Origin of the sequence: Blautia sp. AF34-10 (assembly GCF_003477865.1) — a bacterium.
Classification (GTDB): domain Bacteria; phylum Bacillota; class Clostridia; order Lachnospirales; family Lachnospiraceae; genus Fusicatenibacter; species Fusicatenibacter saccharivorans.
Genome location: NZ_QUED01000022.1, coordinates 19,282 through 33,751 on the forward strand (window position 1 = coordinate 19,282; position 14,470 = coordinate 33,751).

A 14,470-nucleotide genomic window follows, 5' to 3' on the forward strand; every position below is an offset into this window, starting at 1 on the left:
ACAATCACCTCACATTTCCTTTTTCTTCATAACCCGAATGGACAAGAAGATTGAAACCGCATACATCACGACAATAGCAAAAACCGCAAGGAAAACGAGAAGTATCGGAGAAGATTCAACGACTGAAATAATTGAGTTCCCGATAGCTGGCATTTTAGAGAGAAGAAGTAAAGTCACTAAAAAACCGGCCACTGGAATATACATAAATACCCGTCCTTTGATTGAGCCGTACTTGTAATATCCCGGAATCTGGAACACGGTATAGAGTGCAAATAAGAATACTCCTGCAATAGCGGCAGTTACAATATCAAATACGCCAACTGTTTCACCCAGCATTTTCAAGACAAGCGGCTGTGCAATCAAAGAAATAATCAAGGAAAGAAGCCCCATTGCAAGGACGAAAACATAGCGTCCGATCACAAGCTCACTTTTATGAACAGGTAAAATACCAAACAGACGATCCATACTGTTTTTTTCTGTGATGGAAAAGGTATATCCCGTAGTCATGGCAATAAAGCACATAGCAAATGATACCCCTGTCAGCAAAGAACGATTGATTGCGGCAAACACAATCGGCAGAAGCAGGGTGAAACAAATTGTCTTAAAATATGGTTTTACCAATGCAACATCTAATTTTGTGGATTTCAAAATATTACTCATAATCGTCACCTTTCTTGCTTGTAAACACTACAATCTCATCAATGGTGGCAGGCTCAATGGTCAGGTTAGGGAAACCGCTAATATCTTCGGTTTTCATCAGTGCCTCAAATCCCGTAGGGAATGTACGAATACCAGCCGCCTTATTTTTCAGATCATCGGACAGTTCCTCAATTCCACCTTTTACAATGCGGAACATATCTACAAAATCATCTTTGCTGCCAGTAAAGTACAGCTCGCCATAACTGATGTAGGTAATATAATCGGCTGCACGCTCCAAATCACCTGTGATATGGGTGGAGAACAAAACACTATGTTCGCCATCTTCAATATACTCTGAAAGAATTTTCAAAAGTTCATCTCTGGAAACCGGATCAAGTCCACTGGTCGGCTCGTCGAGGATCAGCAGTTTGGCGTCGTATGAAAACGCACAGGCAAGCATTAACTTCATCTGCATACCTTTGGAAAGTTCTTTTACCTTTTTGGTTGGTGCAATGTGAAATTTCCGTAACATATCCGCAAATTTCTGGCTGTCCCAATTTGGATAAAATACCGAAATGGATTTTTCAACCTGCGACACTTTCCAATCATCACTGAAATAATTTGTATCGAAAACAACGCCCAGCTCTGATTTTACTTTTTGTTCTTCTGTGATATTATCCAGCCCCATCACTTTGACTGTGCCGCCGGTGCGCTTGAGCATATTCAAAATCAGTTTGATTGTCGTTGTTTTGCCAGAACCATTCGGGCCAATCAAGCCCATAATATATCCCTTTGGCAAAGTAAAGCTGATATTGTGAAGCTGAAAAGAATCAAAAGATTTTGAAAGATTTGTTACCTCTAAATAATTAGTCATCTGTTTTTACCTCCGTTAAAATGTCCAAAAGGCGATGTAATTCCTCTGTGGATAGATTTGCCATTCTTGCAGCTTTTATTGCTTCAGTGAGATTGTTTTCTACTTTGCAAATAAGCTGCTCCTTAATCAGTTCTGAACCAGACCCCATTACGAAACATCCGCGCCCCTGCACATTTTTGACAAAGCCCTCTTGCTCTAATTCTGTGTATGCCTTTGTCACTGTTAAGACGCTGATCTTTAAGTCTTTGGCAAGTGTTCTAAGGGAGGGCAAAGTTTCTTCGGCTTGAAGCTCGCCAGATAAAATAGCCGCCTTGATCTGCTGTTTAATCTGCTCATATATGGGGACGCCAGATACATTTGAAATAATTAGTTTCATTACTGCATCCTCCGTGTGTTTTAGCTGTTATGGTGTTGTGTATAACAGTATAACATACAGAACTTCAAAAAGCAACATAGTTTAAGAAAAGTTCTTAATAGCAAAATAGACCATCAAGGTCACAAATGAAAGTATTCTATATTTCAAAATCGGCATAATCAAGCCTATCGACCAGCATAATAAGGTTATTCCTTTGTGCAAATCGGCACGATAGAATATACTTGAGGTGAATGATTATGCCGATTGATGATTTGACTGCCTTAGGGCAAAAAATGCGGGAAGCCCGAAAGAAAAAAGACCTGACACAGCAGGAGCTTGCGGATCTGAGCCATGTATCTGTCAAGCAGATTGCCAGCATCGAAAAGGGACAGATAAATCCGTCCTATTTGATTTTGAAGGCATTGGCAAAGGTGCTTCCGATCTCGCTGGACTCTCTGATCAATCCAGATGTTTCTCCAGAAGATGAGGGAGCCAATCAGATGAAGATGCTTTATTGTAGCTGTCCGTCAGAAATGCGTGAAACCCTCTTGCACCATACGCAGGAGACCGCGAAAGAACTAACAGAACTATCCGAGAAATTTGAAACGAATTGAGCCGGTGAGTGAAATTTGACTGTTTCCTCACTGGCTCCTTTCATTTCCGGGTAAAAAGGGGCAAGCAATGCCTGTGTTAATACACACAGGCCCGCAGAGAAGAAAATCCCTCCGTGATTTTCCTCTCCGCTTGCTTGTTGAGGGCAGCGCCCCCAAGCCCCTTTGAACACAGAATTTCATTCTGTGGCTGCGCGTTCTGCGAACGCTTTTGACCAGGACCAGCTTACCGCTGGCCGTGGTCTTTTTCTTTTTCAACATCCTGTTCTACCTCCATTTTCAGCACTCGATCTACATTTGCCTTTGCCGTTAAAAGCTCCCGCATTTCCTCACGGGAACGCCGGTACTCGGCATAGGTCTTTTTCTTTTCTTCCAGCAATTTCGCGTACTCCGTCTGCAACTCTTTGACCGTGGGAAGCTTCTTGACTCCCATCTCATCAAAGGCATTCTTAGCAGCCTGGTGGAGCAGAATTTCTTCCTCATGTTCTTCCCGGAATTTCTTAGAGTAACCCGCCTTGCGGTATGCCACATAGACCTCACGGGTCTTGGCATAATTTACGATGTGAGTACGCAGAACAGCGATCTCTGCCATGCGCTTTTCAGCCGCTTTGATCTGCGCCGAAAGATCATTGTGATGTGCCGTGCAGCCGCAGCCTTTTCTTCCAAAACCGCATACTCCAGCAGATTGTTCTCTGACAGGTAATTCATGGTCTGCGCCATTTGTTTCAGATTAAAAACTTTAGCCCATCGAGCATAGCCAGCACCTTTTCCAGCCTGCAATTTTGCCTGAATGTCCACCAGCAGATTGACCTTCGGCGGCTCTGCCTGTGTGACGCTTTCCTTTCGCGGGGTATGTGCTTTCTTCCCTAAGAGAACTGCCCGCAAATCTTCCAATCCATATCCTTCGCCCAGACTATCCATGCGGGCGGCTTTCTCCCAACCAGAGAGCTTCAGTCGATACGATTTTCCGCGCTTTGAGACTTCACAACCATACTCTTGCAACAGCTTCAGCAGTTCTTCAAAGTCAGCAGGACTTTGTGATAATCGCAAATTTCAAACTCTGCACCTTTCCCAGCAGCCAGATCGCAGCCAGCGGCAGCCCCATCGGGCTAATCAAAAATGCCATAACCAGCAAAATCACACCATTCTGCGGGGAATAGGTAATCAGCACAGCCACGCCAAGCAGAGCAATTACTGTGCTTAGTAGACCAAGCACCAGACCGGATATGTAGATCAGCCCCGTGCAGAGCCAGACAAAAAGCGTCAACACCAAAACGACCGGTGCAGTTACGATCATCAGCAGACATTTCAAAATCTTCATTCCTGTTCCTCCTTCCAACGCTCCAGATGCCGTTTGCACAGGGCATCCGCTTCTCTCTCATCATCTTCCGTCACTTCCCGTTTTCCTTTGGTCAGTTCAATCTCCAGATAAGTCCGGTAATCATCGGCTAAGAGGTCGAACAGTTCCTTGGGAGTATGGCACACCTCGCCAGAGCAATAGTGAAAATCTTGGTCAAATTCAACTCTTACACATCCATGGCGGCTGATATAAACTTCTATGGTCTCGTCTGCGGTCAGGTAATCCGCAAAAATCTCCAGCACCTTTTCAAAGGTCAGCATCTGTTTTCACTCCTTTGCTACGCTTCTTATTCTACTCATATTATCCGGTACGGACAGGCAAAAGACAAGGATACAGACAAAAAGAAAAAGCGGAGGAAGGTGCGGCGAAGAAACGCCGTTCCTCCCTCCGCAAATGGAGTATCTATCCCTGTTATGAAAGTTTGGAGAGTTGGGTAAGGATTTCCTTCACACCCTCCCACAGTTGTTCCTGCCGCTGGGATATATCCTCCAAGTCAGCATTATAAACCCGCCCGGTCTCATGCACTTTGCGGGTCAGCTGGTTCAAGTTGTTGCTGCTTCGGCGCAGCAGGGATACCAGTTCTTTCAGTTCCGGCAAATCCAGCTGCACCACATAGCCGTCCACAGCCATTTTCCGCAGATAGGCGCTCAGGTTTTTTGTCCCAAACTGTGCCATTTTCTGCTGAATCAACTCCATTTCATCAGCGGATACCCAAAACAGAACCGGCACATCCCGCTTGCGCTTGGGGCTGCTCATCGCTCCAGCTCCCGTTTTTTCGGGGCGACAGGCTTGCGGGCAGGCGGTTCCTGCTTGAGCTTTTGCAGGACAGAGCTTTTCTGCTGTTCTTGAGCGACTTTTCGGAACTGTCTGGTGAACAGGTCGGTCAAACCGGGATTGACCCGATCTACCACCAGATAGGCACCGTGGCGGAAAGCGTCGCTGTCCTCCAGCATGGGAATAGTTTTTGCCCAGGCTTTATTGTCCTGAGAGATACGCCCGTCATGGTTCTTGTGCTGGATGGTGTTGGCAAGAATAAACTGTACCCGTTCCGTCCCGAACTTTTCCAGCACATCTTTGACCGCCGCCTCCGTATCCAGCCGATTCTCTGCATAGTGGGCGCTGATGGTCTGCTCAATGGCTTCTTTACAGGCGCTGTTCGCCTGATATGAGAGGTTGTACTGTGCCATTTCCCCATGCTCGGACGCATAGGCAGCAGAATGGGGATAGACCGGTGTTGTTCGCAGTTCCTCTTTGGCTCTGCACACATCGTCAGCACGGTTCTCAATGCTGTCCCGGATCACATCCATGTAGCCGGTCTCCAGCTTTTCAAAATAGCGGTACACATCCGCCAACGGAGAGGGAGATTCCAAAAGTGCCTGTGCCTGGGTGTCGGTCAACTCCAGTTCCTCCATTGCCATCACGATGTCCTCGCGGATGGTGTACTCATAGGCATGGTTTAAGACTTCTTCCGGGGGCTGGCTTTTCAGCCAGTCCCGGAACTTGTCCTGTTCAGCAGTCATCTTTTCATAAAGGGCTGTATTCAGATTGTTGGTATTCATGTTATCGCACCTCCTCATGCTGTTTTGGTTTCTTGTCTGTACTGCGGGCCGGCACCGGGCGCTTCAGGCTGTCCAACACCGAAGTCCGTGTGCTTTTGGCAACAACAGCCTCTGCGTGCGCCTGTCCCTTTCCGTCGATGTTGAGCAAAGTATCCAGCTCCACCAGACGGGCGTTTTTGCTTCTCAGTTCTTCTTCATAAAGGAATGGCTTTCCGACTTCCTCCTTTGCGGCAGCCTGCTGCTGATAGAGGTTATCCAGCTGGGCCTTTGCCGCCTCCAGACGCTGGGGCATCTGGGCGAGGGCATTGTCGATACGGGTAAGATTTCCGCGAGGGTCTGTACCAAGGGTTGCCCGGTGGGTCATCTGTCCTTTCAGCAGGAGCGTATACTCCTGTTTCCAAGCGGAAAATTCCACGGATATGGCATAGCCCGGTAGCTGCCAATCTGCACCGGATCGGAGGTTTTGACCTCCTTGCAGGCATCCAGAAGTGCTGCACCGGCATTCTCCTTATCGGTCAGCAGATCACCTCGGATTTCCATACCAGCAAAACCGTCCTCCGGGTGCGGGTGCGCTGCCAAAACCTCCAGATCGGATTCAAAGCCCTTGATAAAGCCTTTGTGCTTTTCAATCTCCTCCGGGAAGTATTTGAGCAGCTGGTCCTCCAGACGATATTGCTTGCTCTGGTGGTCGGCTTTCATCAGCTTCAGGCGGGATACCTCCACATCCAAATCCATACGCTCCTTGATACGGGGATCTCCGGCACACAGAGCCTTGATCTCGGCAAAGGAAAGTGCTGTTTCGTCCACATCATCGCAGGAGCGCACCGGCGATTTAGAAGTCATGATCTGACTGATGAATTTTTGCTTATTCTCCACCGTCTGCCAGAGGTATGCGTCAAAGGTTCCTTCGGTCACATAGCGGTACACATGGACAAGAGGATTCTGGTTACCCTGGCGCTCGATACGGCCCTTGCGCTGGGCAAGGTCTCCCGGTCTCCACGGACAGTCCAGGTCATGAAGTGCCACCAGACGGTCCTGCACATTGGTGCCTGCGCCCATCTTTGCGGTGCTTCCTAAAAGGACACGAACCTGGCCGGTACGGACTTTAGAGAACAGCTCCTTTTTTCGCACTTCGGTATTGGCTTCATGGATAAAAGCGATCTGGTCGGCAGGCATCCCCTGGGCAATGAGTTTCTGACGAATATCATCATATACCGTAAAGACCGGTTCCTGCTCCGGCAGAGGCACAGAGCCTTCCAATGCGTGAAGCAGTGGATTATCCAGCGTTTTCGCCGCCTTGCTTGCAGGAGCTTTTGCCTGCGGTGTAGAAATGTCGCAGAACACCAGCTGGGTCAGCTTGTCAGCTTTGCCATCCCGCCAGATCTGCATGATGTTGTCCACGCACTGATTGACCTTTGTGCCAGGTTCATCCGGCAGCATCTGGTTGACGATCCTCTGGTCCAGCCCCAGCTTGCGGCCATCCGAGGTAATCTTGAGCATATTGTCCTGGGATGGGTCAACGGTTCCGCTGTGTACCAGCGATGCGCGTTCCGAAAGGGCCTTGACCATTTCCTGCTGATGTTCGGTAGCTGCGCCACGATGTTGTGGTATTCCACCTCCGGGGTGGGCAGGTTCAGTTGGTCGGCGGTCTTGATGTCCGCCACTTCTTTGAACAGGTTCATCAGCTCCGGCAGATTAAAGAACTTGCTGAATCTCGTTCTTGCCCGGTAGCCGGTGCCTTCCGGTGCCAGCTCCAATGCTGTGACGGTCTCTCCAAATCGGGAAGCCCAGCAGTCGAAGTGGGTCATGTTCAGTTCTTGCAGGCGTTCATACTGAAGATAACGCTGCATGGTATAAAGCTCGGTCATGGAGTTGCTGACCGGGGTGCCGGTGGCAAAAATCACGCCACGGTTTCCGGTGATCTCATCCATATAGCGGCACTTGGCAAACATATCGGAGGATTTCTGCGCGTCCGATGTGGATAAACCTGCCACATTCCGCATTTTTGTGTATAGAAACAGGTTTTTATAGTTGTGGGCCTCGTCCACAAACAAACGGTCCACACCCAGCTGCTCAAAAGTCACCACATCGTCTTTTCGTCCCTCGGCTTGCAGCTTTTCCAGTCTGGCTTCCAGAGACTTTCTGGTACGCTCCAGCTGCTTGACGGTAAAACGCTCGCCGCCGCTGGCCTGCACCTCTGCGATACCCTCGGTGATCTCGTCGATCTGCTCATAGAGAAGCCTTTCCTGACGCTCCCGGCTGATGGGGATACGCTCAAACTGGCTGTGTCCCATGATGATGGCATCATAGTCGCCGGTGGCGATCCGGGCGCAGAACTTCTTTCGGTTATGGGTCTCAAAGTCCTTTTTGGTGGTGACTAAGATATTGGCGGAAGGATAGAGGCGCAGAAACTCCGATGCCCACTGCTCAGTCAGGTGGTTGGGAACCACAAAGAGAGATTTCTGGCACAAGCCAGGCGTTTGGCTTCCATCGCAGCGGCCACCATCTCAAAGGTTTTGCCCGCGCCTACTTCGTGTGCCAACAGGGTATTTCCGCCATACAGCACATGGGCGATAGCGCTTTTTTGGTGTTCCCGCAGGGTAATGGCCGGGTTCATGCCGCCAAAAGTGATATGGCTGCCATCATACTCGCGGGGACGGGTAGAGTTCATTTCTTCGTTATACTGGCGCACCAAAGTCTGGCGGCGCTCCGGGTCTCTCCAGATCCAGTCCCTAAAGGCTTCCCGGATAGCTGCTGTTTTTGGGCAGCAGAGTGGTCTCCTTGGCATTCAGCACGCGGCGCTCTTTTCCGTCTGCGTCCTCTATGGTGTCATAGATACGGACATCCCGCAGGTTCAGGCTGTCCTCCAAAATCTTATAAGCATTGGCGCGGCTGGTCCCATAGGTGGTATAAGCTGCCACATCGTTGTAGGATACAGAAGATTTCCCCTTGATCTGCCATTCAGCAGTAAAGGAGGAATAGTTGACCTCAATGCTGCGCTGGAGATAAACCGGGGTGTTGAAGGTCTCGTACATAAACTGCTGGATGTACTCCTTGTCAATCCAGGTAGCGCCCAGACGCACCTCGATCTCCGACGCATTCAGGTCTTTGGGCTGGGCGGCGGTAAGGGCTTCCACATTGACTGCATAAACCGGGTCCTGCTGTGCCGCCCTCTGTGCCTGACGCAGTTTGCGGCGTACATTGCCGGAAAGGTATTCATCAGCAGTCACATAATGGGGCGATCCGTCCTGTTCCAGCTGTCCCGGTACACGGAAGATCACACCTTGCAGTTCTCCGGCCAGTTCTTCTTTTGTTTTTCCGCTAAGCTGGCTCATATAGCCCATATCTACGCAGGCTTTTTCCGAGATGGACACCGCCAGTGCTTCGCTTGCCGTATCCACAGCAGCCACTGCCTGATGGGGCTTGATGGTCCGTTTGGTGAACATATCCGCCTTGCGCTCCAGCTTTCCGTCCTCGTCAATAACTTCCAGCGCACAGAGCAGGTAATAGGAAGAATCGTCTGCATAGGCCAGGCGGTTTGCACGGTCATTGATGAGACCGTATTTGGCAGAAAAGCTGTCATAGAGCCGGTTCAGTTCCGCCTGTTTTTGGGTAATGGTGCTGTCTGGAACCGCTGCATCCATCTGAAGGTCGATCAGTTCCTGCACACAATCACGCAGTCCCACAAGACCTTTCACGCGGGCTTCGGCGGTGGCGTTGAGGTCAGGGCGCACCATGCGGCTGTTTTCCCGGTAGTACACCTGTCCGTCTACAATGGCATAGGAATAGTTCTTCACATTTGGGTCGGCAGGAATGGAGGTGTCAATGGTTTCGCCCTCGCCCAGCTCCGGCAGCTCTGCCTCCTGATAAGTGCCATGAATGTACTTCACAGCATCATGCAGCTGGTCGGAAAGCTCCAGTCCCTCGATGGGGTTCACGGTGTAGTCCATACCATGTGCAGTGCTTACCGGCTCCTGTCTGCCCAGCACCATTTCCGGGTGGTCGATAAAATACCGGTTGATGGCAAACCCGTCCTCCGTCTGTCCGGTCTGGGTCCATTCCGGCACGATGTCCAGCGGGCGATCCCGCTTTTGGAGAAAGATGATGTCGGATACCACCTCGGCACCGGCATTCTTTTTGAACGTGTCATTAGGCAGACGAATAGCTCCCAGCAGCTCGGCACGCTGGGCAAGATAGCGGCGTACGGTGGAATCCTTGGCGTCCATGGTATATCGGGAGGTCACAAAAGCTACCACGCCGCCGGGACGCACCTGATCCAGTGCTTTGGCAAAAAAGTAGTTATGAATACTGAAATTCAGCTTGTTGTAGGCTTTGTCGTTGACCTGATACTGACCGAACGGCACATTGCCGATGGCAAGGTCAAAGAAGTCACGCCTATCGGTGGTCTCAAAGCCTCCTACTGTGATGTCCGCCTTGGGATAGAGCTGCTTTGCGATGCGCCCGGAAACAGGGTCCAGCTCCACGCCGTACAGACGGCTGTTTCGCATTTTCTCCGGCAGCTTACCAAAGAAATTGCCCACACCCATAGACGGCTCCAGAATATTTCCGGTCTCAAATCCCATACGGTCCACCGCTTCATAGATGGCCTGAATGACCGTAGGCTGGTGTAATGGGCGTTGAGGGTAGAGCTTCTGGCGGCGGCATATTCCTCCGGGGGCAGCAGTTCTTTTAGCTGGGCATACTCTAAAGCCCATACCGGTTTCTCCGGGTCAAACGCATCAGAGAGACCGCCCCAGCCCACATATCGAGAAAGAACCTCCTGCTGTTCGGGGCTTGCCTGCTGTCCGGCAGCTTCCAGCTCTTTCAGCAAACGAATCGCATTGACATTTGCCTGGAACTTGGCTTTCGGACCGCCTTCGCCCAAATGCTCATCGGTAATGCGGAAGTTTTTTGCATTGCGGCGCAGGTTAGCCTTGTATTCCTCATAAGATGCTTCCTCGGCAGCTTTGGCATTGGGAAAGGTCTGCCACTGGCCATTGACCTGAATGGAAACCGAGTGTTCATCAAACACTTCCTCAAAGGTTTTCTCCGGCTCAGTCACAGGGGCTGGTGGCTCCGGCTCCTCGATATGCAACCGTTCCACCACCACATCATAAGGTAGATGGTTCTTATCGCCCGGATAGACGGCCACGGTCTCGGAATGAAAGGCTGGGGATTCGGCAGACGGTTGGGGCTGTTCTTGTCCAAAGCCATCCAGCTGACGGGCATACATCCCGCGCAGCAAAGGCGCAACCTCATCCCAGCGGAAATACAGCACAGCCAGACGCTTTTCCTCTGCATCCATGACTTCCAGCTCCATGCCTTGTGTCGTGGTACGGTAATCGGCAATATCGCCGGTCTCCAGATTCAGGGTCTCGATCTCACGGGGATAGTTTCTACTCAGCCAGTAGGCGATCTCGCTGTTGCTCCTGCCGGATTGCAGCAGCGTGAAAACCTGTTTTTTATCTGCTTCATCCATCAGTCCATGGGACAATGCATCCCGCAAGTCTTGATTTGCCTTGTCCGGGTCAATGGGAAGAAACTCGGTATAGTAAGCATTGCGGCGGTCTGCCCGAAGCAGCTGCTCGAACTGTTCTTTGCGCTCTGCCCGATAGATGGGATATACCATGCCGGTAGGCAGAAGCTGCACGGTGTCATCCCGTAGCTCGGTGATCTGATAGGCGTCATCCTCGATATACACGGTATCGCCCACGGCATAAACCGGGGCGGCAGGATCATAGGAGGTTCTTTGCGGAGTCGGGCGGCGAACTGCATCATATTCCTCATCGGAAATGGAAACCTCGGAAGTCTGTTCTGTCTCGGCAGCTGCGATCTGCTCGGCATCCGACATCACCTGTTGGATAAACGGGTCATTGTCCAGTTTTTCCGGGTCTGCCACCTGTCCGTTGACGATCCCTCTTTCCTCCAGGGCTTCCCGGATGGCGATAGGGTCGATATTGTCAAAACGATCCTGTTCTTCTTCGGTATAGAACCGGTCCTCCTGAATCAGCTGGGCAAGCCTGCGCTGTACCTTCGGCCAGGGCAGCTGTGTTTCCTCCGGGCTTCCGGCACGGACAACGAACGGGCTGTTGCTGCCACCGTATTCCTGAGCCAGCCATGCAGCGGTATCCTTCTCTCTTGCATGGTCTTTCATATAACGGACGACAGCGTGTTTACTCTCGATATTGCCGTTCCATGCACAAAGGGCAGTATCAATATCTTCCTGAGAAAGAGGGCGCAGAAGCTCATGGAGCTTTGGATAGGTTTCGTCGATCACTTCCCGGTGCAGGCGCTGGCGGAACTCCGGCACATCAGAATAAAGGCGGATCAGCTCCATATCCTTAGAGCCAAGAACCGCACGGCGCACAGCGGCATTGCCCTCGATGACAGCATTTTCACGGTCGGAATGACCGCAGGCATTTCGATATGCCACATCCTCAGATATGGCGGCAGTCACCACAGGCTTATACTGCTCAAACTGCTCCCGAAGGTAGGCTTTGGCGTTTCTTCCTCTATCTCCGGCTGCTGGGCTTGAATGGCATCTTCTTCTGCCAGATCCTTTTCAGCCTGGATCTTGTCATACTGCGCTTGTTCCTGTTCGGTAAGATAGCGGCCTTTCTGGACAAGTGAGGTAATGCGCTTGGAAACCTTTTCCCAGTTCAAGTGAACATCCGGGCAGTCCTGCTTTTTATAGTGCAGTCCTTTCCCATCGTGATCTTCGCCGCTGTGTGTTGCGCCGGACAGGGCATGAGAGCGTCCGCCAATGCCATACTCGTCTTTAAGGAATCTCACTTTTTCCTTATCCGTATGGTTTTCCATGAAGAACGCATAGATACGGCCTTTTCCTCCGGCAAAACTGCTGCCGCCGGTCATGGCGGTGTCGATCTCATCCTCTGTAATGAAATGCTGGACGGTTGGCACTTGGGAAAGGTCCGAAGAAAAAGTCCTGCGGGGCAGGTCAAGGTCTTTCAGGTTCTCCCAGATTTCCCTTGGCCTATGGTAATGAAAGCGCAACAGGTCACGGTCCTGCTGATAGGCAGTCCAGAAGGCGGCGTATTCTTCCTTGAGTGTCTGGCGGAAAGCCGGGTCATTCAACTGCTCCGTCAGGCGGCGGGTCTCCTCCGGGAACCCATTGCCTCTGATTTCTGACAGGCAAGACAAATATCCTGCTTCTCTGGCTTCCTCGCTGAAATCGTGGTACAGATACCAGAGCTTTTCTGCAAGGAGGGAGCGTTCATAGCCTGCCGCTTCTGCAAGCTCCACATTGGAGGCAAACTGGCCGCTCTCCAAAAGCTCCCCGATACGCTCTGCGGCGCTCTCCCAGGAAATGACCTGGGCAGACCTGTCATAACGGACAGACTTCCCGTGGGAAAGATGGATACCATCCTCGGCATACCATGCGCTCACACTGCCAAGGCCGTTGCCGCCGTGGTACAGCGTTTTCAGTATCTCGCAATCTCAGCGGTGGTTTTTTGCTTTTCAAAGGCAGCAACCACACGCTCTCTCTGGCGGTCTGTATTGCCGCCCAAACGCAGCACATGGTCAATATCATTTTGGGCAAAAGAAAAAGCAGAGGATGTATGCGCTACATTCTCTGCTTCATCTATGGATTGGATCTGCTCCGCTTCGGAGAGGAACAGGTTTAGGGTCAGCTGTTGATAAGCTCCGCCATCAGGATCTCCTCTGCCTGGGCTTTGCAGGTGTTCATCAGGCCCACCCACTTCATGGGATCGCTGGCTTTCAGTTCCTCGGTGGCTCCCGCTTCCTTCGCCAGCTGGGGCATCATCTGTTCCAATCTGCTCTGGGCGGTCTCGTCGATCTCGATGAGGTGCGGGTACAGCTTCTCGCTCAGCAACATCTGGTTGTAGAGGATGGGACGGTGTTCTTTCAGGTAGGTTTTCCTCATCCTGCCGTACTTGCCCAGGGGTTTCTCTGGCTGCTGGCTCAGCTTCAGGTCGGGAATCTGATAGTCTCCGTTCTGGATGTAGGTCATGGGATTGTTCATCTTGCTTGCTCCTTTCTTGGTTGGCTTCGCGCTCTGCATTTCGGACGGTAACGCCGATCTGCCGCAGCACCTGCTGGTTGATCTGGCTGACCGCTGTTCCCAGCGCCCCGATGGTGGACGGGGTGTTGAAATCAAAGATCGCCATGAAATCTTCGTGGTCGAAGTAGCGTTCCGGCTCCAGTCCACAGCGGGACATCAAAGCGTAAGTGATGCTGACGGTGGCGGCTGCCTTGAACTGCACTCCGATGTTATACTCATCATATTCCTCCAAAAAGGAACCGTCAACGATATAGAAGAAGTCCTGCTGATGCTCCGTCCAGTATTCCTCGGCCAGTTTTCCGGCTACCTCCGTGAGCTGTCCGGCAAGGTCATCACCGGAAACATCATAGGTGCGCTCCAGCATGGTCTGCACGGAATCCAGATGGCGCTCCTCCAACTGCCACAGCCAGGGAGTGCGGGAATGTTCACGGGTTCCGGTGTCGGAAATGTCAAAGACATAACGCAGGCGAGGTCTGTCCCCGGAATCATCCACCAGAGCGATTCCCTTGGAACCGCGCCTTACATAACGGCCCATCTTTTCATTCCACAAATCGTACTCCGCACAGGCGGTGGCGTCCGGTCGCTGGGCATAGATCATCAGCTGCTCATGGAACGGGTACTTGTAAAGGCGGGAAGCAGTAGTGAGAAACCCTGCCCATTCCTGCCAGCTCCCCGTGAGCTGTGTTGCCACCTTGTCCGCCATCTGCGCATATAGTTCAGCTTTGGTTGGCATAGTGTTCTGTCCTCCTTTCAATTTTGGGGTAAAAAGGCGGGGTGGCAGATCGCCACCCCATCCCTGCGGTTATGTTGTTTACTGGTCAAAATCCGGGTACAGCTCCAGTTCGGCAAACTTCTCATCGGTCATCGCACAGAGCTTCGTAAGGGCGCTGTCGGTCAACTCTCTCAGCTCCGTTTCCTCCGGCGAAAGCTCGCCGCGCATCTCACGCAAACTGTCAATCAGCCCGGTGCGGCTGCCGGTATTGTAAATGCACATCAGGTTCATTTCCTCAAAAGTAAAGTTTCCCATA

The 14,470-nt window shown here is 51.3% G+C and carries 11 protein-coding genes and 2 pseudogenes; 2 read left to right on the forward strand and 11 right to left on the reverse strand.

Annotated features, from left to right (window positions below):
• Positions 1-9: 9 nt before the first annotated feature.
• From DWZ60_RS12885 to DWZ60_RS12895, 3 genes are read right to left on the reverse strand one after another with little or no spacing between them, the layout of a single operon-like run.
• Positions 10-660 carry an ABC-2 transporter permease gene (locus tag DWZ60_RS12885; protein ID WP_119221775.1) on the reverse strand — a complete coding sequence of 217 codons (651 nt, stop codon included), beginning with the start codon at positions 658-660 and terminating at the stop codon, positions 10-12.
• Positions 653-1,513: an ABC transporter ATP-binding protein gene (locus DWZ60_RS12890; protein WP_118267335.1), complete on the reverse strand. Its 861-nt coding sequence runs from the start codon at positions 1,511-1,513 to the stop codon at positions 653-655. The genes DWZ60_RS12885 and DWZ60_RS12890 overlap by 8 nt, the downstream gene beginning before the upstream one ends.
• Complete coding sequence (locus DWZ60_RS12895) at positions 1,506-1,889, reverse strand: GntR family transcriptional regulator (protein ID WP_002578893.1); 384 nt, start codon at positions 1,887-1,889, stop codon at positions 1,506-1,508. The genes DWZ60_RS12890 and DWZ60_RS12895 overlap by 8 nt, the downstream gene beginning before the upstream one ends.
• Before the next feature lie 236 nt (positions 1,890-2,125).
• Here DWZ60_RS12895 and DWZ60_RS12900 point away from each other — a divergent pair, with 236 nt between their 5' ends.
• Positions 2,126-2,482: a helix-turn-helix domain-containing protein gene (locus DWZ60_RS12900; protein WP_055195339.1), complete on the forward strand. Its 357-nt coding sequence runs from the start codon at positions 2,126-2,128 to the stop codon at positions 2,480-2,482.
• A 223-nt stretch (positions 2,483-2,705) separates the two neighbouring features.
• Here the strand turns inward: DWZ60_RS12900 and DWZ60_RS12910 are convergent.
• From DWZ60_RS12910 to DWZ60_RS12965, 7 genes and pseudogenes are all read right to left on the reverse strand, one after another.
• Positions 2,706-3,523: pseudogene (locus DWZ60_RS12910) on the reverse strand (relaxase/mobilization nuclease domain-containing protein); the annotation flags it as partial.
• Complete coding sequence (locus DWZ60_RS12915; RefSeq protein WP_119221779.1) at positions 3,504-3,800, reverse strand: CD1845 family protein; 297 nt, start codon at positions 3,798-3,800, stop codon at positions 3,504-3,506. The gene DWZ60_RS12915 and the pseudogene DWZ60_RS12910, both read right to left, overlap by 20 nt.
• On the reverse strand, positions 3,797-4,099 hold the full coding sequence (locus tag DWZ60_RS12920; RefSeq protein WP_007045794.1) for a hypothetical protein: 303 nt from the start codon (positions 4,097-4,099) through the stop codon (positions 3,797-3,799). The genes DWZ60_RS12915 and DWZ60_RS12920 overlap by 4 nt, the downstream gene beginning before the upstream one ends.
• Positions 4,100-4,250: 151 nt before the next feature.
• Entirely contained in the window at positions 4,251-4,595 is a 345-nt protein-coding gene (locus DWZ60_RS12930; protein ID WP_007045793.1) for a plasmid mobilization protein, read from the reverse strand.
• Positions 4,592-5,398: a DUF3848 domain-containing protein gene (locus DWZ60_RS12935; RefSeq protein WP_119221781.1), complete on the reverse strand. Its 807-nt coding sequence runs from the start codon at positions 5,396-5,398 to the stop codon at positions 4,592-4,594. The genes DWZ60_RS12930 and DWZ60_RS12935 overlap by 4 nt, the downstream gene beginning before the upstream one ends.
• Before the next feature lies 1 nt (position 5,399).
• Positions 5,400-13,119, reverse strand: a pseudogene (locus DWZ60_RS20910) (SNF2-related protein).
• Positions 13,047-13,391: a TnpV protein gene (locus DWZ60_RS12965; protein ID WP_425516118.1), complete on the reverse strand. Its 345-nt coding sequence runs from the start codon at positions 13,389-13,391 to the stop codon at positions 13,047-13,049. The pseudogene DWZ60_RS20910 and the gene DWZ60_RS12965 overlap by 73 nt, the downstream one beginning before the upstream one ends.
• Here DWZ60_RS12965 and DWZ60_RS12970 point away from each other — a divergent pair.
• Positions 13,390-14,157 carry a hypothetical protein gene (locus DWZ60_RS12970; RefSeq protein WP_118480942.1) on the forward strand — a complete coding sequence of 256 codons (768 nt, stop codon included), beginning with the start codon at positions 13,390-13,392 and terminating at the stop codon, positions 14,155-14,157. The two genes, DWZ60_RS12965 and DWZ60_RS12970, sit on opposite strands and share 2 nt — an antisense overlap.
• A gap of 96 nt (positions 14,158-14,253) precedes the next feature.
• On the opposite strand, the gene DWZ60_RS12975 is transcribed toward DWZ60_RS12970, so the two are convergent.
• Positions 14,254-14,469, reverse strand: a complete 216-nt coding sequence (locus DWZ60_RS12975; protein ID WP_003526257.1) for a transposon-transfer assisting family protein — start codon at positions 14,467-14,469, stop codon at positions 14,254-14,256.
• Position 14,470 lies beyond the last annotated feature (1 nt).

Excerpts from the sequence above, each read along its gene's own strand:
- DWZ60_RS12885 (WP_119221775.1), bottom strand. The coding sequence starts at position 660 with ATGAGTAATATTTTGAAATCCACAAAATTAGATGTTGCATTGGTAAAA.
- DWZ60_RS12890 (WP_118267335.1), bottom strand. The coding sequence starts at position 1,513 with ATGACTAATTATTTAGAGGTAACAAATCTTTCAAAATCTTTTGATTCT.
- DWZ60_RS12895 (WP_002578893.1), bottom strand. The coding sequence starts at position 1,889 with ATGAAACTAATTATTTCAAATGTATCTGGCGTCCCCATATATGAGCAG.
- DWZ60_RS12900 (WP_055195339.1), top strand. The coding sequence starts at position 2,126 with ATGCCGATTGATGATTTGACTGCCTTAGGGCAAAAAATGCGGGAAGCC.
- DWZ60_RS12915 (WP_119221779.1), bottom strand. The coding sequence starts at position 3,800 with ATGAAGATTTTGAAATGTCTGCTGATGATCGTAACTGCACCGGTCGTT.
- DWZ60_RS12920 (WP_007045794.1), bottom strand. The coding sequence starts at position 4,099 with ATGCTGACCTTTGAAAAGGTGCTGGAGATTTTTGCGGATTACCTGACC.
- DWZ60_RS12930 (WP_007045793.1), bottom strand. The coding sequence starts at position 4,595 with ATGAGCAGCCCCAAGCGCAAGCGGGATGTGCCGGTTCTGTTTTGGGTA.
- DWZ60_RS12935 (WP_119221781.1), bottom strand. The coding sequence starts at position 5,398 with ATGAATACCAACAATCTGAATACAGCCCTTTATGAAAAGATGACTGCT.
- DWZ60_RS12970 (WP_118480942.1), top strand. The coding sequence starts at position 13,390 with ATGGGATTGTTCATCTTGCTTGCTCCTTTCTTGGTTGGCTTCGCGCTC.
- DWZ60_RS12965 (WP_425516118.1), bottom strand. The coding sequence starts at position 13,391 with ATGACCTACATCCAGAACGGAGACTATCAGATTCCCGACCTGAAGCTG.
- DWZ60_RS12975 (WP_003526257.1), bottom strand. The coding sequence starts at position 14,469 with ATGGGAAACTTTACTTTTGAGGAAATGAACCTGATGTGCATTTACAAT.